General features: G+C 66.7%; 19 protein-coding genes. 8 read left to right on the top strand and 11 right to left on the bottom strand.

Annotated elements, in window-relative coordinates; all coding sequences use genetic code 11:
• The 5 genes from G6N57_RS26445 to fabG all read right to left on the bottom strand — a co-directional run bounded on the left by G6N57_RS26445 (position 1) and on the right by fabG (position 5,135).
• The gene (locus G6N57_RS26445; protein ID WP_077743761.1) at positions 1-1,188 is read right to left on the bottom strand and encodes a CaiB/BaiF CoA transferase family protein; all 1,188 of its coding nucleotides are present in this window, start codon (positions 1,186-1,188) and stop codon (positions 1-3) included.
• An 83-nt stretch (positions 1,189-1,271) separates the two neighbouring features.
• A complete protein-coding gene (locus tag G6N57_RS26450) occupies positions 1,272-1,940 on the bottom strand; it encodes a GntR family transcriptional regulator (RefSeq protein ID WP_077743760.1) in 669 nt (222 codons plus the stop codon).
• Between the two features lie 2 nt (positions 1,941-1,942).
• The gene (locus tag G6N57_RS26455; protein ID WP_077743759.1) at positions 1,943-3,136 is read right to left on the bottom strand and encodes an acyl-CoA dehydrogenase family protein; all 1,194 of its coding nucleotides are present in this window, start codon (positions 3,134-3,136) and stop codon (positions 1,943-1,945) included.
• A complete protein-coding gene (locus G6N57_RS26460; RefSeq protein WP_077743758.1) occupies positions 3,136-4,350 on the bottom strand; it encodes an acetyl-CoA C-acetyltransferase in 1,215 nt (404 codons plus the stop codon). The genes G6N57_RS26455 and G6N57_RS26460 overlap by 1 nt, the downstream gene beginning before the upstream one ends.
• On the bottom strand, positions 4,347-5,135 hold the full coding sequence (gene fabG, locus G6N57_RS26465) for a 3-oxoacyl-ACP reductase FabG (protein WP_077743757.1): 789 nt from the start codon (positions 5,133-5,135) through the stop codon (positions 4,347-4,349). Before fabG ends, G6N57_RS26460 begins: the two co-directional genes overlap by 4 nt.
• A 66-nt stretch (positions 5,136-5,201) precedes the next feature.
• On the opposite strand from fabG, the gene G6N57_RS26470 reads away from it, so the two are divergent.
• The 3 genes from G6N57_RS26470 to G6N57_RS26480 are packed head-to-tail and all read left to right on the top strand — an operon-like array spanning position 5,202 to position 8,721.
• Positions 5,202-6,383 carry an acyl-CoA dehydrogenase family protein gene (locus G6N57_RS26470; RefSeq protein ID WP_077743756.1) on the top strand — a complete coding sequence of 394 codons (1,182 nt, stop codon included), beginning with the start codon at positions 5,202-5,204 and terminating at the stop codon, positions 6,381-6,383.
• 25 nt (positions 6,384-6,408) lie between these two features.
• Entirely contained in the window at positions 6,409-7,230 is an 822-nt protein-coding gene (locus tag G6N57_RS26475) for a mycofactocin-coupled SDR family oxidoreductase (protein ID WP_077743755.1), read from the top strand.
• A 6-nt stretch (positions 7,231-7,236) separates the two neighbouring features.
• Positions 7,237-8,721 (top strand): class I adenylate-forming enzyme family protein, encoded by a 1,485-nt coding sequence (locus G6N57_RS26480; protein WP_077743754.1) that lies wholly within the window; start codon positions 7,237-7,239, stop codon positions 8,719-8,721.
• 77 nt (positions 8,722-8,798) lie between these two features.
• Here the strand turns inward: G6N57_RS26480 and G6N57_RS26485 are convergent, their stop codons facing one another.
• From G6N57_RS26485 to purU, 4 genes are all read right to left on the bottom strand, one after another.
• Positions 8,799-9,707, bottom strand: a complete 909-nt coding sequence (locus tag G6N57_RS26485; RefSeq protein ID WP_077743753.1) for an alpha/beta hydrolase — start codon at positions 9,705-9,707, stop codon at positions 8,799-8,801.
• Entirely contained in the window at positions 9,704-11,059 is a 1,356-nt protein-coding gene (locus tag G6N57_RS26490) for a flavin-containing monooxygenase (protein WP_077743752.1), read from the bottom strand. The genes G6N57_RS26485 and G6N57_RS26490 overlap by 4 nt, the downstream gene beginning before the upstream one ends.
• Positions 11,060-11,220: 161 nt before the next feature.
• Complete coding sequence (locus G6N57_RS26495; protein WP_077743898.1) at positions 11,221-11,673, bottom strand: MaoC family dehydratase; 453 nt, start codon at positions 11,671-11,673, stop codon at positions 11,221-11,223.
• Positions 11,674-11,695: 22 nt separating this feature from the next.
• Complete coding sequence (gene purU, locus G6N57_RS26500; protein WP_077743897.1) at positions 11,696-12,586, bottom strand: formyltetrahydrofolate deformylase; 891 nt, start codon at positions 12,584-12,586, stop codon at positions 11,696-11,698.
• A 461-nt stretch (positions 12,587-13,047) separates the two neighbouring features.
• Between purU and G6N57_RS26505 the strand changes: the two genes are divergently transcribed.
• From G6N57_RS26505 to G6N57_RS26515, 3 genes are all read left to right on the top strand, one after another.
• Positions 13,048-13,803 (top strand): hypothetical protein, encoded by a 756-nt coding sequence (locus G6N57_RS26505; RefSeq protein WP_077743751.1) that lies wholly within the window; start codon positions 13,048-13,050, stop codon positions 13,801-13,803.
• On the top strand, positions 13,800-15,968 hold the full coding sequence (locus G6N57_RS26510; protein ID WP_077743750.1) for an Rv1355c family protein: 2,169 nt from the start codon (positions 13,800-13,802) through the stop codon (positions 15,966-15,968). Before G6N57_RS26505 ends, G6N57_RS26510 begins: the two co-directional genes overlap by 4 nt.
• An 81-nt stretch (positions 15,969-16,049) precedes the next feature.
• Positions 16,050-17,849 carry a putative bifunctional diguanylate cyclase/phosphodiesterase gene (locus tag G6N57_RS26515; RefSeq protein ID WP_077743896.1) on the top strand — a complete coding sequence of 600 codons (1,800 nt, stop codon included), beginning with the start codon at positions 16,050-16,052 and terminating at the stop codon, positions 17,847-17,849.
• Here G6N57_RS26515 and G6N57_RS26520 read toward each other — a convergent pair.
• Entirely contained in the window at positions 17,829-18,707 is an 879-nt protein-coding gene (locus tag G6N57_RS26520) for an FAD-binding protein (protein WP_077743749.1), read from the bottom strand. The genes G6N57_RS26515 and G6N57_RS26520 overlap by 21 nt on opposite strands.
• Positions 18,708-19,078: 371 nt before the next feature.
• On the opposite strand from G6N57_RS26520, the gene G6N57_RS26525 reads away from it, so the two are divergent.
• Both G6N57_RS26525 and G6N57_RS26530 read left to right on the top strand, forming a co-directional pair.
• Positions 19,079-19,789 carry a TetR family transcriptional regulator gene (locus tag G6N57_RS26525; protein WP_077743748.1) on the top strand — a complete coding sequence of 237 codons (711 nt, stop codon included), beginning with the start codon at positions 19,079-19,081 and terminating at the stop codon, positions 19,787-19,789.
• 1 nt (position 19,790) lies between these two features.
• A complete protein-coding gene (locus G6N57_RS26530) occupies positions 19,791-20,444 on the top strand; it encodes a ScbR family autoregulator-binding transcription factor (RefSeq protein ID WP_077743747.1) in 654 nt (217 codons plus the stop codon).
• 2 nt (positions 20,445-20,446) lie between these two features.
• Here the strand turns inward: G6N57_RS26530 and G6N57_RS26535 are convergent, their stop codons facing one another.
• Positions 20,447-20,809 (bottom strand): PAS domain S-box protein, encoded by a 363-nt coding sequence (locus G6N57_RS26535; protein ID WP_174814592.1) that lies wholly within the window; start codon positions 20,807-20,809, stop codon positions 20,447-20,449.
• Between the last annotated feature and the right edge of the window lie 102 nt (positions 20,810-20,911).

Consider the following 20,911-nt stretch of genomic DNA (forward strand, 5'->3'; position numbering starts at 1 on the left):
TCAGACGATCTCCTGGGCCCGCAGCTCGGCGATCTGTGCTGCGTCATAACCGATCTCGGCGAGCACCTCGTCGGTGTGCTCACCGAGCAGCGGCGCCCGCCGGCGGATCGTCCCCGGCGTCGCCGACATCCGGAACGGCGTCTCGATGATCGGCACGTCCCGTGATGCACCGGGAAACGGCACCCGCTGTAGGTAGCCCATGGCCTGCACATGCGGATCGTCGAGGACGTCCTGCGTGGAATGTAGCGGCGCGGCAGGCATTTTGGCCTTCTCCAGGAGTTCCATCACCTGGGCCTTGGTCTTGTCGGCACACCAGTCGGCCATGATGTCGTTGAGGATGTCGCCGTTGGCCCAGCGGATATCGTCGTTGGCGAAACGCGGATCGTCGAACAGGTCTTCGCGACCCACCAGCCGGCACCACCGCTCGAACATCGGTTGTCCGGCCACCTGCAACAGAACCCACTGGTCGTCGGCGGTGCGATACAGGTCGCACGGGGCGACCGACGCACCCTTGTTGCCCATCCGGGGCTTGTCCACCTGCAGCAGTTCCCGCTCGATCAAGAACGCGTTCGACAGCATCAGCGCGGTGGGCAGCAGGGCACCCTCGACGTGCTGGCCTTCGCCGGTCTTGTCTCGGTGATACAGCGCCATCATCACCCCGATGGCCAGCGTCAGCGCCGTACCGAAATCGGCGTAGGGCACCACCGTTCGGATCGGTTGGTCCGGCAGGCCCTGGCGGTAGACCGCGCCCGACATCACCTGCCCCGCGCCGTCGAAGCCGATCTTGTCGCTGTACGGTCCGCCCTCGCCGTAGGCCGTGGCGCTGGCCAGAATGATGTCGGGCTTGACCGCCTTGAGCGTCTCGTAGTCCAGGCCGCTGGCCCGCATCCCGGCCGCAGGCATGTTGGCGATCACGATGTCGGCCTGCGCCACCAGCCGGCGGGTGACCTCTGCCCCCTCGGCCGTCGTGGAGTCCAGCGTCAGCGAACGCTTGTTGCGGTTGCACTGCAGAAAGGTGCCGCCTTCACCGCCCTCGGTGACGGCCTGCACCCAACGATCTTCCCCGCCTTCGCGTTTCTCCACGCGCAGCACATCGGCGCCCATGTCGGCCAGGATCGCGCTGCACCACGGCGCGGCGATGAACCGGCCGTAGTCGAGCACCCGGATCCCGTCGAGAACACCTGCCATCCTGGCTCCCCCTCCTTCGGCGAGCAGACGCGAAATCCCCTATTGTCGTCCCAAAATGGGGGGTTTCACGTCTGCTCGCGGGTCTATTCCAGTACGCCCAGCCGGTCGAGGTGATCGCTCAGCGGCTTGGAGGCCGCACACAGATGCTCGGCCATGGCGTCGCGGGCCGCATCCCCATCGCGTTCCTTGAGCGCGGCCAGGATCCGGCGGTGGTCGTGGGTGGACTGCTCGGGCCAGCCCTCGACCGTCGGGTACACCGATTCCAGTGCGTACCGGGTGATCTGGGACATCAGTTGGGCCAGTTTCGGCGACTCGGCCGCCCGGTTCACCCCGCGATGGAATGCGTGGTTGAGCCGGACCGCCGCGTCGTGATCATCGCGGGCGTAGGCGTCCTCCAGCTCCCGCTGGATCCGATCGAGCTCGTCGAGCTGCCCGTCGCTGATCTGGCCCGCGGCCCGTAGCGCCAACTGCCCGCCGATGTGCGCCTGTACCCCGGCCACGTCGTCGATGTCGCGCCGGGTCACCGGCAGCACCAGAAAACCGCGTCGCGGCTGCTGGGTCAACAGGCCCTCCGTGCGCAGGCCGAACAGTGCCTCGCGCACCGGCGTCACGCTGATCCCCAGCTCGGCCGCGAGCTGTTCGAGCCGGATGTAGTTCCCCGCCGGATACGTGCCGTCGAAGATCCTCCGCCGGATCAGGCGCGCCACATCCTCGGCCAGCTGTGGCCGCGAGGCGAAATCGGGTATGGACACAGTCACACCCGATAGTCGGAGAGCAGTCGCTTGCTGATGATGTTCTTCTGGATCTCGCTGGTGCCCTCGCCGATCAGCAGGAACGGAGCGTCACGCATCAACCGCTCGATCTCGTATTCCTTGGAGTAGCCGTAGCCGCCGTGGATCCGGAAGCTCTGCTGGGTGACCTCCGAGCAGAACTCGCTGGCCAGGTACTTCGCCATACCGGCGGCGACGTCGTTGCGTTCACCGGAGTCCTTGAGCCGGGCGGCGTTGACCATCATCAGATGTGCCGCTTCGACTTTTGTTGCCATCTCGGCCAATTGGAACGCCACCGCCTGGTGTTCGGCGATCGGCTTGCCGAACGTCTCACGCTGTTGGGCGTAGCGCACCGCGAGCTCGAAGGCACGGATGCCCACCCCACAAGCCCGCGCGGACACATTCACGCGACCGACCTCGACGCCGTCCATCATCTGGAAGAAGCCCTGGCCGGCGACCCCGCCGAGCACGTCGTCGGCACTGGCGCGGTAGCCGTCGAAGATCAGCTCGGTGGTGTCGATGCCCTTGTAGCCGAGCTTGTCCAGCTTTCCGGGAATGGTCAACCCGGGCACCACTTCGCCGAAGCCCGTGGGCTTTTCGACCAGGAACGCGGTCAGGTTGCGGTGCGGCTTGTCGGCGCCCTCATCGGTGCGGACCAGCGCGGCCACCAGGGTGGAGCTGCCGCCGTTGGTCAGCCACATCTTCTGGCCGTCGATCGTGTACGTGCCGTCGTCGTTCTTCTTGGCCCGAGTGCGGATGGCGGCCACATCCGAGCCCAGCTCGGGCTCCGACATCGAGAAGGCACCCCGCGTCTCACCGGTGGCCATGCGCGGCAGGAACTTCTGCTTCTGGGCATCGGTGCCGTGCTGACGGATCATGTACGCGACGATGAAGTGGGTGTTGATCACGCCGGACACGCTCATCCAGCCACGAGCCAGTTCCTCGACGCACAGCGCGTAGGTGAGCAGCGATTCGCCGAGCCCGCCGTACTCCTCGGGGATCATCAACCCGAACAGGCCCATGTCCTTCATCTGGTCGACGATGGCCTGCGGGTAGGAGTCGGAATGCTCCAGCGCCTGGGCGGTCGGGATGACCTCTTTGTCGACGAATTGCCGCACGGTCGAGACGATTTCGGTCTGGAACTCGGTGAGCCCCAGGGTCTGCGCAAGTCTGGTCACTATGACACCCTCTCGAAAACAGCGGCCAGACCCTGGCCGCCGCCGATGCACATCGTCTCCAGCCCGTAGCGGGCCTGACGCCGATCCAGTTCCCGGGCCAGCGTGGCGAGCATCCGCCCGCCGGTCGCCCCGACCGGATGCCCCAGCGAGATCCCGGATCCTCGGACGTTGGTCCGTTCGAAGTCGGCCTCGCCGAACTTCCACTCCTTCATCACAGCCAACGCCTGGGCGGCGAACGCCTCGTTGAGCTCGATCAGGTCGATGTCGCTCAGTTGCAGGTCGGCCTTGGCCAGGGCCGCCTCGGTGGCCGGCACCGGTCCGATGCCCATGACGTTGGGCGCGACTCCGGCCGAGCCCCACGACACCATCCGCACCAGCGGCCGCAGGCCCAGCTCAGCCGCCTTCTCCGGGGTGGTCACGATGCACATGGACGCGGCGTCGTTCTGGCCGCTGGAGTTGCCCGCTGTCACGGTGGCTTCCGGATCCTGTTTGAGCAGAACGGGTTTGAGCTTGGCCAGCGCCTCAACCGTGGAGTCGGCCCGCGGATGCTCATCGGTGTCGATCACCGTGTCGCCCTTACGTGAGCGGACGGTGACCGGGATGATCTCCTCGGCCAGCACCCCGGACTCCTGGGCCGCCACCGCGCTGCGATGTGAGCGCACCGCGAGCTCGTCCTGCTCGACACGGGTGATGCCGTACTCGCGGCGCAGGTTCTCGGCGGTCTCCAGCATTCCGCCCGGCACGGGGTAGAACTGCCCACCGGCGGTGGTGCGGCCACGTGCCAGCCCGTCGTGGATCTGCACGCCGCTGCGGGCCCCGCCCCACCGCATGTCGGTGGAGTAGAACGCGACGTTGCTCATGCTCTCGGCGCCGCCGGCCACCACGAGATCGTTGTCTCCGCTGCGCACCTGCAGGCACGCCTGGATCACCGCCTGCAACCCGGAGCCGCACCGGCGATCGACCTGCATACCGGGCACCGTCACCGGCAGGCCGGCGTCCAGCGCCACCACGCGGCCGATGGCCGGGGCCTCACTGTTGGGATAGCAATGCCCCAGAATCACGTCCTGTACCTGCTCGGGCGCCACCCCGGTGCGTTCCAGCAGACCCTTGAGCGCGGCGACACCGAGTTCGACGGCGGTCAGTGACGCAAACATGCCGCCGTAGCGGCCGATCGGGGTGCGGACCGGTTCGCAGATGACCGCGTCGCGCGTCATACGTGCCGCCCCCCGGTCACCTCGAGCACCGTGCCGGTCATGTACGACGACAGGTCGCTGGCCAGGAAGAGGGCGACCTTGGCCACCTCGTCGGGCTCCCCGGCGCGGCCCATCGGGATCTCGGCCAGCTTCTCGTCCCAAATCCGTTGCGGCATGGCCTCGGTCATCGCCGAGCGGATCAGCCCCGGCTGGATGGCGTTGACCCGCACCCCGAGGTGGGCGAGTTCCTTTGCCGATGCCTTGGTCATGCCGACGATGCCCGCCTTGGCCGCCGAGTAGTTGGTCTGGCCGATCAGACCGACCTTGCCCGAGATCGAGGACATGTTCACGATCGCGCCGCGCTTGTTCTCGCGCATGATCGCCGCGGCCGATTTGGTGCCGTTCCAGGTGCCCTTCAGGTGCACCGCGATGACCTGATCGAACTGCTCCTCGGTCATCTTGCGCAACGTCGCGTCCCGCGTGATGCCCGCGTTGTTGACCATGATGTCGAGCCCGCCGAACCGCTCGACGGCGGCCTGCACGAGCGCCTCCACCTCGGCGGATGAGGTCACGTCGCAACGCACCGCGATCGCCACTTCGGGGCCGCCGAGTTCCTGGGCGGCCGCCTCTGTGGCCTCCAGGTTCACGTCACCCAACACGACCCGGGCGCCCTCGCCGATGAAGCGCTTCGCGATGGCCAGGCCCAGACCCTGGGCACCACCTGTCACCACTGCAGTTTGACCGGTCAGCAACGACACCTGATCACCTAACTTTCGATCGCGGGGGCTCTTTCTGAGCCAGATCATATTTCATATACGATATTGGAGATTCATCGCCCCCGCGGATTCCGCGCGACGAAATGGAGCTCACCTGTGACCACGACCGCGGCCACTTCCGAAGTCAACGACGAGGACTTCGGCGAGATCCTCGCGCAGACCCGCAGCTTCATCCGCTCGGCCGTGGTACCCCGCGAGAACGAGATCCTGGCCACCGACCAGGTGCCCGACGATCTGCGCGAGCAGGCCAAGAACATGGGGTTGTTCGGTTACGCGATCCCCCAGCAGTGGGGCGGCCTGGGCCTCAACCTGGCCCAAGACGTCGAGCTGGCAATGGAATTCGGGTACACGTCGCTGGCCCTGCGGTCGATGTTCGGCACCAACAACGGCATCGCCGGGCAGGTTCTGGTGGGCTTCGGCACCGACGAACAGAAGTCCCGATGGCTGGAGGGCATCGCCTCCGGCGACGTCGTCGCCTCCTTCGCCCTGACCGAGCCCGGCGCCGGATCCAACCCGGCGGGCTTGCGCACCAAGGCCGTTCGGGACGGGGACGACTGGGTGATCGACGGCCAGAAGCGGTTCATCACCAACGCGCCCACCGCGAATCTGTTCGTCGTGTTTGCCCGCACCCGCCCTGCTGATGCCGACGGTCCGGGCATCGCGGTATTCCTGGTGCCGGCCGACGCTGCCGGCGTCGAAGTCGGCGCCAAGGACGCCAAGATGGGTCAGGAGGGCGCCTGGACCGCCGACGTCAACTTCACCGGCGTCCGAGTGCCGAACAGCGCGCTCGTCGGCGGCAGCGAGGACGTCGGCTACCGCGCCGCGATGACCTCTCTGGCCCGCGGCCGGGTCCACATCGCGGCACTGGCGGTGGGATCCGCTCAACGCGCGCTCGACGAGTCGGTCGCCTATGCGGCCGCCGCTACGCAGGGCGGTCAACCCATCGGCAGCTTCCAACTGGTGCAGGCGATGCTCGCCGATCAGCAGACCGGAGTGATGGCCGGACGGGCCTTGGTGCGCGACGCCGCGGCCAAGTGGGTGTCCGGTGAGGACCGCCGAATCGCCCCGTCGGCCGCCAAGTTGTTCTGCACCGAAATGGCAGGCAACGTGGCCGATCTCGCGGTGCAGATCCACGGCGGCACCGGCTACATGCGCGAGGTCCCGGTCGAGCGCATCTACCGCGAGGTCCGGCTGCTGCGTCTGTACGAGGGCACCAGCGAGATCCAGCGGCTCATCATCGGCGGCGGGCTGGTCAAGGCCGCCCAGCGTCAGCACTGAAACCAGCTACCCACAAGGAGAATCCATGACGGAGAGGCTCGCCGGAAAGGTCGCCTTCATCACCGGAGCGGCCCGGGGTCAGGGACGCGCGCATGCGGTCCGGATGGCCAAAGAGGGAGCCGACATCATCGCGGTCGACATCGCCGGACCACTGCCGCCGAGCGTCCCCTACGACTCGGCCACGCCTGCGGATCTGACCGAGACCGTGCGATTGGTGGAGGCCACCGGCAAGCGCATCATCGCCACCGCCGCCGACACCCGCGACCACGAGGCGCTGAAGACCATCGTCGGCAAGGGCGTCGCCGAGTTCGGCCGGCTCGATGTCATCGTCGCCAACGCGGGAATCACTGTGCCCGAGCCGTGGAACGAGACCTCCCCCGAATCATTCCGGGACGTCATGGACATCAACGTCACCGGCACCTGGAACACCGTGATGGCCGGCGCCCAGCACATCATCGACGGCGGACGCGGCGGCTCGATCATCCTGATCAGCTCGGCCGCCGGGATCAAGATGCAGCCGTTCATGGTGCACTACACGGCCAGCAAGCACGCCGTCGCAGGCATGGCTCGCGCCTTCGCCGCCGAACTCGGTAAGCACAAGATCCGCGTCAACAGCCTGCATCCGGGTGCGGTCAACACTCCGATGGGAACGGGCGACATGCTGGCCGCGCTCAACCGGGCCAACGACACCAACCCCGGGCTGATGCAGATGGTGACGCCGTTCCTGCCGGACTACATCGCCGAGCCCGAGGACATCGCCGACGCGGCGGTCTGGCTGGCCAGCGACGAGTCACGGTATGTCACGGCCAGCCGGGTCGCGGTCGATCTGGGTTCCACCCAGTTCTAGGTCTGCATGTCCAGCGCCACGGATTTCGCCGACAGCCTGGCCACCGGCCTGAAGGCGTACGGTGACCGGCCGTTCATCGAATTCGCCCGAAAATGGTATTCGGGCAACGAGATAACCGACTTCATCGAACGGGTGTCGACGGCGCTGACCGAGTCGGGCGTCCAGGCCGACGAGCCCGTCGGCATCGTCGTGCGCAACCGGGTCGCGCACGCGGCGACAATCCTCGGGTTCATCGCGTCACGCCGCCCGGTGGTGATGATTTACTCGTACCAGTCGCCCACCGCGATTGCCCGCGACGTCGAGAGTCTGGCGCTGCCGGCGATCGTCGCCGATCTGGATGACTGGACGCCCGAGCTCCGTGGCGCCGTCGCGTCCTCCGGCTCCGCCGGCCTCGTGTTGTCCGGGGAACCGCTGCGGGTCGGGGTGACCTCGACGCGGCTCCCCGGCAGCAGACACGACCCGACGTTGGAGCAGTCCGGTCTGCACATCCTGACCAGTGGCACCACCGGGCCGCCCAAACGAATCCCGGTCGCCACCAACGTGCTTGCGCACACCGTGCTGAGCATGACGATCGGTGCGGGCACCGAGGTGGTGGGTCCCGACACGCCGCCCGCACTGGTGTACTGGCCGTTCGGCAGCATCGGGGTCTGCCAGCTGCTGGCCGCCCCGTGCTCCGGCAAGCGCATGGTGCTGCTGGAGAAGTTCAGCGTCCCCGAGTGGGTCGAGGCGATCAAGACCTACCGAATCACCCGTGCGGGTGTGCAGCCCGCGATACTTCGCATGCTGCTGCAGGCCGACGTCCCTCGCGAGGATCTGGCGTCGCTGGAGGGGCTCTCGGGCGGCTCCGGGCCGCTGGAGCCGGAGTTGCGGGCCGAGTTCGAGGGGCGCTACGGCATACCGCTGCTGTGGGCCTACGGGGCAACCGAATTCGCAGGCTCGGTGTGCAGCTGGACCCCCGAGCTGTATCGGCGGTACGGCGCGGACAAGCCCGACAGCGTCGGGCAGCCGCTGCCCGGCGTGCGGGTCCGTATCGTCGACCCCGACACCGCCGCCGAAGTCCCCGCCGGCGCCGTCGGACTGCTCGAAGCCAGCGTCGCGGTCATCGGACCGGACTGGGTGCGGACCACCGACCTGGCCTCCGTCGACGAGGACGGCTTCGTCACGCTGCACGGCCGCGGCGACGGCGCGATCAACCGCGGCGGCTTCAAGATCCTCCCGGAAACGGTTCGGCGGGTGCTGATCTCGCACCCCAGTGTGCTCGACGCCTGCGTGGTGGGGGTCCCGGATGCCCGTCTCGGCGCGGTGCCGTTCGCCGCGGTCGAGCTACGACGCGACGCCGTCGCCCCCACCGAAGCCGAGTTGAAAGATCTGGTGCGCGAGGAGTTACCGAGCCATCATGTGCCGGTGGCCGTTGCGGTCGTCGACGCGCTCCCCCGCAATGCCGCCCTCAAGGTGCGCCCGGGAGACGTTGCGGCGTTGTACCGCAGGTAGCCTCCCCCGCGAGCAGACGCAAAACTGCCCATTTGGCAACGAAATTAGGCAGTTTTATGTCTGCTCGCGCGCCTTGATCAACCCCTGCCCAAGGTGCGGGTCAGGAACTTCACCTGGTCTGCGACCGCGGTGTCGAACCAGCCATGACCCGGCCACACGTCGAAGTGGTCGCACGGGTAGTGGTGGACCTGGGCCCGGGCCTGCACGGCCGTCTTCATCACCGAGTTGGCCGGTACGAACCGGTCGAAGTCGGCAATCTGAATCAGCACAGGACATTTCAGTGCCTTGGCCGCCGCACCGGTGCGGATCTGTACGAGTTCCATACCGATGGCCGAGTCGACTTCGTTGCGCCATGTGGGCCCGGCGATGGCACGGTAGCTGTCGTATGCCCCGTCGAGGGCCAATGCGCCCGGCTCCCCCGGCTTGGCCGCCAGCGGCATCAACGTCGGCGTGCGACCAGCTGCCACCGCCACCCGACTCTTCACCCCGGCGAGCGTCCAGCGCAGCGCCGACCCGACATCTCGGTGCGCCACCGCCGCCCGGCTGGCGGCCAGCCCATTCGTCAGCGGGGTCATGCCGATCACGGCGGCCACATCGGCGCACTGCGCGGCCACCCGCAGGACGTGACTACCGGAGAACGATGATCCCCACAGCACCACCCGGCTGCGATCCACCCCCGGCAGTTGCTGGGCCGCCGCGATGGCCGCACCGTAATCGGCCATCTGCCGCTCGACCGAAACACTCTGCCGCGGTTGCCCTTCAGAGGCTCCGAAGCCGCGGTAGTCGAAGGCCACCACATCGAGTCCGGCGGCGCTGAAGCGCTCCGCGAACGGCTGCAGGCCCGAGTCCTTGGTACCGCCGAACCCGTGCGCCATCACCACCACCGGTCGTCCGGCCGGCCCGGTGAACCCGTCACCGGCCGCGGCGAAATGCCAGGCGCTGCAACGCTCGCCGGCCGAATAGAAGGTCAGCTCGGTGTAGGTCATACCGTCACCCCGGCGACCGTCGGCAGCCCGGCCGCCGCGGCGCGTTCAGCTCCGGCCGGCAATTCGCGCGTGCGGATGTCGTGCTCGTAATAGAAGTAGTCCACCTGCTGGGTGTGCCGGGGCCGGTCGGTGCAGTGCCCACCGTGCAGCTTTTGATCGGCATCGATCACCCGCTCCATCTCGGGCACCGGCGGCAGCGCGTAGCGTCCGACCGCGTAGGCGGCCAACAACCGGGACTGGCATTCCACGAAGGGGAACAGTGTCGGAATCGCCTGCGCGAAACCCATGAACACCAGATCGTCCATCCCGGGCTTGAACATCCGCTTGTACAGCCGGATGTGGTTGCCGGGAGCGCTGACGACGTCCCGGTCGAAGAACGGGAAGGTGATGTTGTAGCCCGTCGCGTAGACGATCGCGTCGAAGTCGTCGGTGGTCCCGTCCTCGAAATGCACGGTGGCGCCGTCCAAACGGGACACATTCGGCTTCGGGATGACGTCACCGGAGCCCAGCCGCAGCGGCAACTCCACCGACTGCGTCGGGTGGGCTTCGAAGAGCTTGTGATTCGGCGCGGGCAACCCGTACATCGTCGGATCGGTGCCGAGCATCGGCCCGATCAGCTGGACCAGCTTGCGCTGCCACGACAACGGCAGATACGGATTGGTCCGGAAATACTTGTCACCGGGTTGTCCCGCAATGTATTTCGGCACGATCCAGGCGCTCGAGCGGGTGGACAGCGTGACCTTGTTCTGGAGCGACTTGGACGACAACTCCACGGTGATGTCGGCTGCACTGTTCCCGATGCCCACCACCAGAATCCGCTTGCCGGTCAGCTCGAGCGGTTCCTTGGGGTCGATGTAGTGGTGGGAATGGATCTCCTCACCGGTGAATGTCCCGGGAAACTCCGGCAGTCGCGGGTCCCAGTGGTGACCGTTGGCGACAACCAGCAGATCGAACTCGCGCCGGGCGCCGGTCTGATCCTCGATCTCCCACCCGCCGTCGTCGGCCCGGGCCGCGTGCACCACGCCATTGTCGAACTCGATGTTCTCCAACAACCCGAAGGCGTTCGCGTAGGCGTCCAGATAGCACTTGATGTCGGAGTGGTGCGGGAAGGACGGGAAGTGCTCGGGGACCGGAAAGTCCTTGAACGACAACCGATGCTTGCTGGTGTCGATGTGCAGGGATCGGTACGCACTGCTGTGCCCGTTCGGGTTGCCGAAGGCCCAGTTGCCACCGATCCGGTCCGACGCCTCGAACGTCGTGTACGGCACCCGGTAATCCTTGAGCATCTTCCCGGCGGTGAGCCCGCTGATGCCCGCGCCGATGATCGCGGTCCGCGGCAGTGAACGCTGCAACCCAGTGCTCCTTCACGTTGTGATCCAGAACACTAACAGCGGAGTTTGACGGACGTCAATGAATTCTGACAAGTGTCAGAAACGCCGCGAGCAGACGCGTAGGTACCCGAGTTGCAGAGATTTCGGGTACCTACGCGTCTGCTCGCGGGAGGAAAGGAACCTCAGCCGATGAAGCGGACGATCGACTCGGCGACCGCGGCGGGCTTCTCCGAACCCTCGATCTCGACGGTGACGGTCATGGTCGCCTGCACCGCGCCGTCCAGCTGGGCGACGTCGGTGATCGCCGCAAGCGCACGCACCTTCGACCCGACCCGAACCGGGGTGATGAACCGAACCTTGTTGTAGCCGTAGTTGACCGCCAACTTGACGTTGTCGACGCGGTAGAGCTGATGGGTGAAATGCGGCAGCAGCGACAGCGTCAGCAGGCCGTGCGCGATGGTCCCGCCGAACGGTCCTCCTGCCGCCTTCTCCGGATCGACGTGAATCCACTGATGGTCATCGGTGGCGTCGGCGAACAGATTCACCCGCTCCTGGGTGACCTCCATCCACTCGGTGGGGCCCAGCTCGCTGCCCTTTGCCGCCACGAACTCGTCAAGACCATTGAAGATTTTCACGCTCACTCCTCTCGAACCGTGGTCAGAAGACTACGGTCTGATTCCCGAACCGGATTACGCGGTCCTCACAGTGCCACAGCACCGCACGGGACAACACCAACCGCTCCACGTCCGCACCCAACCGCACCAGGTCACCGACCGAGTGGCGGTGATCCACCCGGACCACGTCCTGCTCGATGATGGGTCCCTCATCGAGGTCGCCGGTCACGTAATGCGCTGTCGCACCGACCAACTTGACCCCCCGTTCCTTGGCCCTGCGGTAGGGAGCCGCACCGATGAACGCCGGCAGGAAGGAATGGTGGATGTTGATCAGCGGGCAGCCCACGGCCTCGAGAAACTCGGGCGTGAGGATCTGCATGTACCGGGCCAGCACCACCAGATCGACGTTCCCGCGCAACAAGTCCAGGATCCGCTGCTCGGCTTCGGGCCGGTTCTCCCGGGTCGCGGGGACATACAGAAACGGCACACCGAACGCGCGCACCTGATCGGCGAGGTCGGGATGGTTCGAGATGACCATGACGACCGACATGTCGAGTTCACCGCGCCGGTTGCGCCACAACAGATCCAGCAGACAGTGATCCTCGCGGGAGGCCATCAGCGCCACCCGTTTCGGCTTGGCGGCCTCCGTCAGGCGGAAGTCCATCTCGAACGGCTCGGCTACCCGTCGCCGGAAATCCCGCTCGAGTTCGTCCCGCACCGCGGCCAGGCCCGGCAGATGGAAGATCGTGCGTTGCATGAAGGTGCCGCCGGACTGCTCGGTGGAGTGCTGATCCAGCGACACGATGTTGGCGCCGGCACCGGTGAGGAAGCCGCTGATCGCCGCGACCAGGCCGGGCCGGTCCGCGCAACGCAGCAGCAGCCTGCCGACATCGTGGACCGGCAGGGTGGACGCTTTCGGATACTCCTGAGTCATCACCACAAGAATCTCATCTAGAGCTTCCTGACCGACGCACTACCCACCAATTGAAACACCGGCCCGAAAGGGCCGGGCACACCCGAAGTTGATCGCCATTCACCCCGGTGCGCTATCGCCGACCGGCTGGCTGAGGGCCGCGGCAGCAAAAGGCTGACCCCGCTTCCGCGCACCGCCCATTAGGCATCAACGTCAATTCTCAATTTTTGCCATATCCGTCCGTAAGCCACATATACGGCATATATGGAGATTTCTGAATTTGCCAAAATTGCATGTACCCGTGAGTAAATCGGGGATGTACGGACAGAATTCACCACCCGACTGGACAAGATTTCTCGGCTCGCTGGAATTCCCATACGAAGCGGCGCGATACTCGTCACACGTATTCGCACAACCGTGCTACACACCAAAATCAGCCGTCCGAGTCGGAAGGCACGGCTGACCGACGAAATGGATTCCAGATGACCGCTCCCCAACTCGATGCCGCAGACCGCCGCTGCGTGAAATTGGACGAAAGCCCAAGCTGGTGGGACCCCGACAGCGAGTGCACGATCATCGTGGCCCGGCCGGCCGCGGAGCGTGAGCTGTGGAACGAATACGTCCGCGGGGCCTACTCCAACTACCGCAAACACGGAGTGGAGCGGGCCCTGGACCCGAAAACACTACGGACAGGCGAGGATACGGCCCTGTTCTGCGTCGGGGTCAACCGCGCCGGCGACGTCGTGGGCGGCCTGAGAGCCAAGGGACCGCACCGGAGCGTCGAGGACAGCCACGCAATCGTCGAGTGGGGAGGGCAACCCGCACTCGACTCGGTGCGCAAGATGATCGCCGACCGCTTACCGTTCGGAGTGGTCGAGATGAAGACCGCCTGGGTATGCGACGACCCGGAACAGAGCCGCGCACTCACCGATACGCTGGCGCGTATGCCGCTGCATGCCATGACACTCTTGAACATTCAGTTTGCCATGGCCACGGCGGCGGCCTACGTACTCAAACGCTGGTTGTCATCGGGGGGCGTGCTCGCGGCCAGAATTCCGGCCACCCCGTACCCAGACGAGCGATACCAGACCAAGATGATGTGGTGGGACAGCAGAACATTCGCCCACCACGCCGACCCGACCCAGCTGTCGCGCTACTTCGCCGAGGCCCAGCGAATCGGCACGCACCCGGCCGCCGCCGGCTTCGACGGACACACCAGGACCGCGGCAGGACGATGACCCAAGAAATCCCGCTCACAAGCAATGAGAATTCCAAATTGACCGAACTCAACGACGCCGATCAGCATCGCGCGATCTTCATCGACGACCAATTCACCCTCGACCAGCTCCGCGCGGACCCACGTATCACCGTCATCGATGAATGCGGCGAGCAGCAGTCCGCACTGCGTACCCTCGTCCCCGCGGTCGGCCAGGAATTGCTCGACGAGCCGACCCGGTGGGCTTATTACCCGTGGCGTCGGAGCCTGGTCCACATTCTGGGGCCTGCCGCCTTCGGCCGGTTACGGCTGGATCGCAACCGCAACCTCGTCACCGCCGATGAGCAGCGACGACTGTCGCAGCTGAAGATCGGCGTCATCGGGCTCAGCGTGGGCCACGCCATCGCCCACAACCTCGCCACCGAGGGACTGTGCGGCGAGATCCATCTGACCGACTTCGACGAGCTCGAGTTGGCGAACCTCAACCGGGTCCCGGGCACCGTGTTCGACCTGGGGTTGAACAAGGCGGTGGTGGCAGCACGCAGGATTGCCGAGATCGACCCGTACATCAGGGTGCACATCGACCGCAATGGTGCCGCCGCCGAATCCATCGACGCCTTTCTGCGCGGGCTCGATGTCGTCGTCGAGGAATGCGACTCGCTCGACGCGAAAGTCCTTGTCCGGGAGGCGGCCCGGGCCCACCGGCTGCCGGTGTTGATGACCACGGGCGACCGTGGACTTCTCGACGTCGAACGGTTCGACCTGGAACCCGCGCGGCCGGTGCTTCACGGTCTGCTCGGCGACATCGCCGCACGAGACCTGGCCGGGCTCAGCAGCAAGGACAAGGTTCCGTATGTTCTGCGCATTCTCGACGCGCCCCAGCTCTCACCTCGCATGGCGGCCTCGCTGGTCGAGGTCGGCAAGACCTTGAGCACCTGGCCCCAACTCGCCTCCGAGGTCGTTCTCGGGGCGACCGTCGTGGCCAATGCCGTGCGGCGCATCGGTCTGGGTGAGCCGATGCCGTCGGGGCGGATTCGTGTCGACGTCGCCGACGCGCTGGACCGCATCGGCGATCCTCTCGGCAAGGCGCCCGCACCGGCACCTGCGCCCCGCCCCGCTGAAACGCACGCCGAGCCGGCCGGGATCGCCGACATCCTGACCGACGCGGCGACCCGCGCACCCTCGGGCGGCAACGTCCAGCCGTGGCAGATCGAGGCGAGCGACGATCGGATCAACCTCCGGTTGGCGACGAAGTACACCACGGCGATGGACGTCGGGTACCGCGGCAGCGCGGTGGCACTCGGTGCGGCCGCGTTCAACGCGCGGGTCGCCGCGGCTGCCCACGGCCTGACCGGCCGGCTGCGGTGGTCCCGCGGCGACGAAGGCACGCCGTTGTACGGGATCGCGGAATTCTCGGTGGGTAGCGCACCGGAGTTGGCCGCTCTCTACGAGCCGATGCTGGCCCGGGAGACCAACCGGCTCCGCGGGACGGCGACGCCGATCGCTGCCGACGTGCTCGACGGGTTGCGGGCCGCCGCCCGTGGCGAGGGCGCCAAACTGACGATCCTCGATGATCGGGCCGAGATCGAAACCGCCGCACGCCTGCTCGCGGCGGCGGATCGGATCCGCTACCTGACCCCGACGCTGCACCGCGAGATGATGTCGGAGCTCCGGTGGCCCGGTGATTCAGACCCCGACACCGGTATCGACGTCACGACGCTCGGGTTGGACCCGGCGGACCTGGTGATACTCGACATCCTGCGCCGGCCCGAGGTGATGGCGAACCTCGCCGACTGGGACGTCGGCACGGCACTCGGCGACGACACCTACGAGCGGGTGACGTCGAGTTCGGCACTGGCGGTCGTCTCGATCCGGGGCCGCCGACTCACCGACTACGCCGTGGCCGGATCTGCGGTGGAGGCCGTCTGGGTCGACGCCCAGCGCCGCGGCCTGGCCGTTCAACCCGTGTCGCCGGTGTTCCTCTACGCCCACGACGACCGGGACCGCCAGGAACTCTCTCCTGGTCACGCCGATGCGCTACGCGACCTGCAGTACGCTTTTCGCAGGTTGACCACCACCGAGCGCGACGAGTCACAAGCGCTGGTGCTCAGGTTGTCCTATGCGCCGCGCCCGACCGTACGCAGCCGGCGCCGAGCCCATACGGGTTCGACGCTGCGGTACGGCTGAGTCAAAGTGCTGAGGTATACGCGGAGGTATCTGGTGCCAGGCAGCCTCGAACTGCTCGTCACATCGGTTGCCACGCAACTGATGGCGGTCGACGCCGCGACCTCGGTCACGGTGAGCCAGCAGGTGCTCGCCGAGCTGGTCTCGTTCTTCGACGTGGACGTGAGCTTCCTGCGGCACAACGATCACGAGGCACACGCGACACGGTTGGTGGCCGAGTGGCCGCCGCGCCCACCGGACACTCAGACCGACCCGATCGCGGTCATCCACTTCGCCGATGCCGATCCGGTGTTCGCGATGGCCGAACACCTCAAGGAGCCGGCGGTGTTCCGTCCGGAGCCGGCCACCGACGACTACCAGCGCACGATCGAGGCGGGACGGCACATCGCGAGCACGTCGATGGCCTGTGTGCCGCTGCTGTCCGGCGACATCACCACCGGCGTCCTGGGGTTCGTCAAATTCGGCGACCGCGAGTGGCTACCCGCAGAGCTCAATGCACTCAAGGCCATTGCCTCGTTGTTCGCCCAGGTGCAGGCCCGCATCGAGGCCGAGGACCGGCTGCGCTACCTGGCCGATCACGACCATCTCACCGGGCTGCACAACCGCAGGGCGCTCATGGCCCATCTGGAGGCCCGGCTGGCTCCCGGCCAGCCCGGCCCGGTTGTGGTGATGTTCTTCGACCTGGACCGGCTCAAGGCGATCAACGACTATCTGGGCCACACCGCCGGTGATGCCTTCATCAGCATCCTGGCCGAACGGTTGCAACGCGGGGACGACTCACCCAAGCTCATCGCGCGACTCGGCGGCGACGAGTTCGTCGTGGTGCCCGCGGCGTCGATGACGGCCGAGGCGGCCACCGCGTTGGCCTACCGACTCCAGTCGGTGCTGCGCGAGCGGGTGACCATCGACGGGGAGATGCTCACCCGTACCGTCAGCATCGGTCTGGCCCAAGGCATTCCGGGCCGCGACTCCACCTCGGATCTGCTCAACCGGGCCGATCACGCGGTGCTCACCGCGAAGAACTCCGGCGGCAACCGGGTAGCGGTGTTCTCCGATGCGATGGCGATGGAGATCGACTTCCGCAACGACATCGAGCTGCACCTGCAGAGCGTGATCGAGAGCGGCGCGCTGGTGCTGCACTACCTGCCCGAGATCGACATGCGGACGGGCGAGGTGCTGGCGGCCGAGGCTCTGGTGCGCTGGCAGCATCCGACGCGCGGCCTGCTGTCCCCCGATTCGTTCATCGGGGTGGCCGAATCCATAAACCTGGCAGGCGAGCTGGGCCGCTGGGTGCTGCGGACCGCGTGCGCCGAGTTCGCCCGATGGCGGTCCAACGGCGTCGGCCGCAACATCGTGCTGCGGATCAATGTGTCCCCGGTGCAATTGGTGACGGACGGATTCGTCGCCTCGGTGGCCGGCATCATGAAGGAATTCCGCCTGCCTCGCGGGTCGGTCTGCCTTGAGATCACCGAGAGCATCGTCGTGCAGGACATCGAAACCACCCGCTCGACGTTGACCGGCCTGCACAAGGTGGGCGTGCAGGTGGCCATCGACGACTTCGGCACCGGCTACAGTGCGCTGTCGCTGCTCAAGTCACTCCCGGTGGACACCCTCAAGATCGACCGGAGCTTTGTCGCCGGACTCGGGTCAGACCCGGGCGACCTGCCGATCGTGCGCGCGGTGATTGCCCTGGCCGGGGCCTTCGGCCTGCAGCTGGTCGCAGAAGGCGTGGAGACGGAACGGGCCGCGCTGACGCTGTTGCGGCACGGCTGCTACCGCGCTCAGGGCTTCTTGCTGTCCAAGCCGATCCTCGGACACGAGATGGCCGCGCTACTGGCCAAAGGGCGGGTGCCCGTGCATTTCTCAGCCGCGCCGCGCACGTGATCGATACGACTCACGCGGTGAATCGTGCGCTCCCCCGGCTCGGCAGTAGTCCGACCGTCCGGAGTCCGGCTGATGGTCGAGCAGTTCGACACGACCGAACCTGCTCGCGCTGTAGCCGACCAGGCCGATCTGAAGGGGCTTTCCCGGCTCGATGACCTGACCGTCCGGCGCCGCCGGTGCCCCGCCACGGGGTTCGGTCGAGAGCGCCACGCCATGGCGCGCCCGCAGCGCCAGCGGACCGTCGGCGGTGTCGATGACGGCCCCGAGAACCTCGCCCTCCTCGAACACGATGCGTTGCAGCGTGCCCCGGTCCAGGGTGTGGATCTGCTTGTCGAGTGCCTGCGCCGACAGCCAGTCACCGAGCGCGGAGACGGCCCCGGCCTCGCTCTCGACGTTCATCGTCCCGAGCACCTTGACCTGGATCTCCTCGCCGGCGCGGGTCTTCATCGAGGTTGTGCCCCGGTCCGCCAACCGGGTGTAGAGCACGCCGTAGGGGGATGTCAGGCAGTCCTGCGCCCAGTCCTGGAGCCGGGCGCCATAGAAAGGCGCGATCCGGCCGCGTCCGGAAACCGGGGTCCAATCGCTCACCGGCCGAACCGTCAGAGCGCTGTCGTAGTCGGCATCGTCGACCGGCTGCAGATCCGCCGACAACGCGTCGAGGTAGTCCCGGGTCTCGGGATCCTCGATGCCAGCGCCCAACCACGGTGTCTCGACACCGGATGTCACCGATTGGGTGCGGCCCGCAGTCCCCGGGGTGATCAGGTGCACGTCGAGCCCGGCATCCGCCGCCGCAACAGCTGCGGCCAGCGCTCCGAAGCCCGAGCCACAGCAAACGACGTCGACTTCGTCATCCCACATCGTCTAGCGACACTCCGACCGAACGGCGCGGAACCCGATCAAGATCGAATCATATTGGGATGCACCAGAAATTGAGGTCGTCATGGCCCGCACCGGGATTCGAGGGGGATTGCCGGTGCAGGCCATGACAACGCTTCCAGGATAGCCCTTGGCTACTGCCGACCGCCAAATGGTGGCGCTCGCCACAGTGCCCGCGGCTGCGGCATGCGCCGCTGCCGGGCGGGTAAACCGCGACGAACCAAGAGTTATCACGCTAAGCACGATACATACCTTTAGAATGTTATGCACGTACGGCGAAGACTTTGAGTCTGCTGGTGACGGCGGCGAACAGAACATGGTCGCCGGCGAATCAGAGTCAGGAAGGCCCCGAGGTGACTGAGCAGCTCGACCGACGAGCAGAGCTGACCCGTCTCCAGATCCTGCAGGCGGCGGCGCGCCAGTTCGCTCACACGCCATACAGCCTGGTCAGCCTCGACGACATCCTGGCCGACGCCGCGGTGACCAAGGGTGCGCTGTACTTCCACTTCCGGTCCAAGCACGCGCTGGCGGTATCGATCGTCGAGCACCGCACCGCGCGGGGCACCCAGGCTGTCGAGGACGTTCTGGCTCGCAATCTGTCCGGAGCCGAGACCTTGATCGACCTCTCCTGCCTGGTGGCCGCCGAAGACATCGGCGACCCGATGGCCCGGGCATGCCTGAACCTGGTCGAATCCATCGGTCGGACCGACGGCCTGGGTCGCCGGGCGCTCGATGCGTGGGTGCAGGGTTTCGCAGGCATCGCCAAACGTGCCATCGGCGAGGGCGATTTCACCGCCGACAGCGACCCGGAAACGATCGCCCGGTTGTTGGTGTCGATCTATCTCGGGGTGCGCCAGACCAGCGACCTCGACGATCCCCCGCGTTTCCTCACCGACCTCGAGCACAGCTGGCGGCTGGCGCTGCCCGGATTCGTCGAACCCGAGCGGCTCGCCTACCTCAAGCAGTTCATCCGGCGCCGCACCGCGGTGGGCGTCAAGAAGGTCGTGCCCCTGCACCCGCACTCGCCGGACGCCGCACCCGACGCAGCCGTCGGGCGGGCCTGACATGGCGCGCCAGGCGCGGTCCGAACTGACCCGGCAGAAGATCATCAACGCCGCCGTCGACCTGTTCAGCGAGCACGGCTACCCGGCAACCGGGCTGGGTGACATCATCGCGCGGGCCGAGATGACCAAGGGCGCCCTCTACTACCACTTCGGCTCGAAGGAATCGCTGGCCGAGGCGATCATCAGTGACGGCGGCACCGCGATGCTGGGCGCCTTCCGCGCCATCGCCGAATCCTCTTCGCCGGCTTTGGAAAACACCATCCACGGGTTGTTCGTGGTGGCCGATTTCGCCCGTTCGGACAAGGTCGCACAGATCGGCATGCAGTTGCTGCGGACGTTCAGTGGCATCAACGCCGCCGCCACCCGCGTCTACACGAGCTGGCTCGATGAGCTCAGGGATCAGTTGACCCAGGCCGCCGACGAAGGCGACCTACGAGACAGCCTCGACATCGCCGGCGCGGCCGAGGTGATCCTGGGGTCCATGCTGGGCGCCGAGGCCCTCTCCCGGGCGAACGCCACCGGCACCGACTTGCGCGAACGGGTAGCCGCCACGTGGGACCTGTTGCTGCCCTCGATCGTGAACGGCGAATCGCTGGATTACTTCCGCGAGTTCCTGGCCCGCGAATCACTGCGCCGAGCCCCGGCCGCGGGATAGCCCTACAGTTCTTCGGCCCACAACCGTTCGGTGAGGTCCTGGAACGTCGCCAGCGCCACCGGATCGTCGCCGCGCAGCAATGCCGACTTGCTCATCCGCGCCCGCACGATCGAGCCGTCGTCGTGAACCAGGTCGACCAGCAGCCCCGCATTGGCCCGCATCACCGAGACCGCCGACTCGTCGGCCGGCAGCGAGTGGAACACCTCAGCAAACTTCATGCTCTTGACCGCATCGGTGTCGCGGCCGACCATCTCGCCGAAAGCGGTGTTGGCGAAGAGGATCGTGCCGTCTTCGGCGATTGCCAACACCGGCACCGGGAACCGCTCCAGCACCACCAGCGCAGGAATGTTCTGCAGCAGTGCCATCGGAGATTGGGGGTCCTGACCGCTCTGGCGACGCTCCACGAGTCCGATTATCGCCTGCGGCCCCAGCCGGGTGCCACCACCGTCCAGCAACGTGACGTCACG

It is taken from the genome of Mycolicibacterium boenickei (genome assembly GCF_010731295.1).
GTDB lineage: Bacteria > Actinomycetota > Actinomycetes > Mycobacteriales > Mycobacteriaceae > Mycobacterium > Mycobacterium boenickei.

What these genes read in the sequence shown, in the direction of transcription:
- G6N57_RS26445 (WP_077743761.1), bottom strand. Translation starts at nt 1,188, where the DNA reads ATGGCAGGTGTTCTCGACGGGATCCGGGTGCTCGACTACGGCCGGTTC.
- G6N57_RS26460 (WP_077743758.1), bottom strand. Translation starts at nt 4,350, where the DNA reads ATGACGCGCGACGCGGTCATCTGCGAACCGGTCCGCACCCCGATCGGC.
- fabG (WP_077743757.1), bottom strand. Translation starts at nt 5,135, where the DNA reads ATGATCTGGCTCAGAAAGAGCCCCCGCGATCGAAAGTTAGGTGATCAG.
- G6N57_RS26475 (WP_077743755.1), top strand. Translation starts at nt 6,409, where the DNA reads ATGACGGAGAGGCTCGCCGGAAAGGTCGCCTTCATCACCGGAGCGGCC.
- G6N57_RS26480 (WP_077743754.1), top strand. Translation starts at nt 7,237, where the DNA reads ATGTCCAGCGCCACGGATTTCGCCGACAGCCTGGCCACCGGCCTGAAG.
- G6N57_RS26485 (WP_077743753.1), bottom strand. Translation starts at nt 9,707, where the DNA reads ATGACCTACACCGAGCTGACCTTCTATTCGGCCGGCGAGCGTTGCAGC.
- purU (WP_077743897.1), bottom strand. Translation starts at nt 12,586, where the DNA reads ATGACTCAGGAGTATCCGAAAGCGTCCACCCTGCCGGTCCACGATGTC.
- G6N57_RS26505 (WP_077743751.1), top strand. Translation starts at nt 13,048, where the DNA reads ATGACCGCTCCCCAACTCGATGCCGCAGACCGCCGCTGCGTGAAATTG.
- G6N57_RS26510 (WP_077743750.1), top strand. Translation starts at nt 13,800, where the DNA reads ATGACCCAAGAAATCCCGCTCACAAGCAATGAGAATTCCAAATTGACC.
- G6N57_RS26515 (WP_077743896.1), top strand. Translation starts at nt 16,050, where the DNA reads ATGGCGGTCGACGCCGCGACCTCGGTCACGGTGAGCCAGCAGGTGCTC.
- G6N57_RS26520 (WP_077743749.1), bottom strand. Translation starts at nt 18,707, where the DNA reads ATGTGGGATGACGAAGTCGACGTCGTTTGCTGTGGCTCGGGCTTCGGA.
- G6N57_RS26530 (WP_077743747.1), top strand. Translation starts at nt 19,791, where the DNA reads ATGGCGCGCCAGGCGCGGTCCGAACTGACCCGGCAGAAGATCATCAAC.
- G6N57_RS26535 (WP_174814592.1), bottom strand. Translation starts at nt 20,809, where the DNA reads ATGGCACTGCTGCAGAACATTCCTGCGCTGGTGGTGCTGGAGCGGTTC.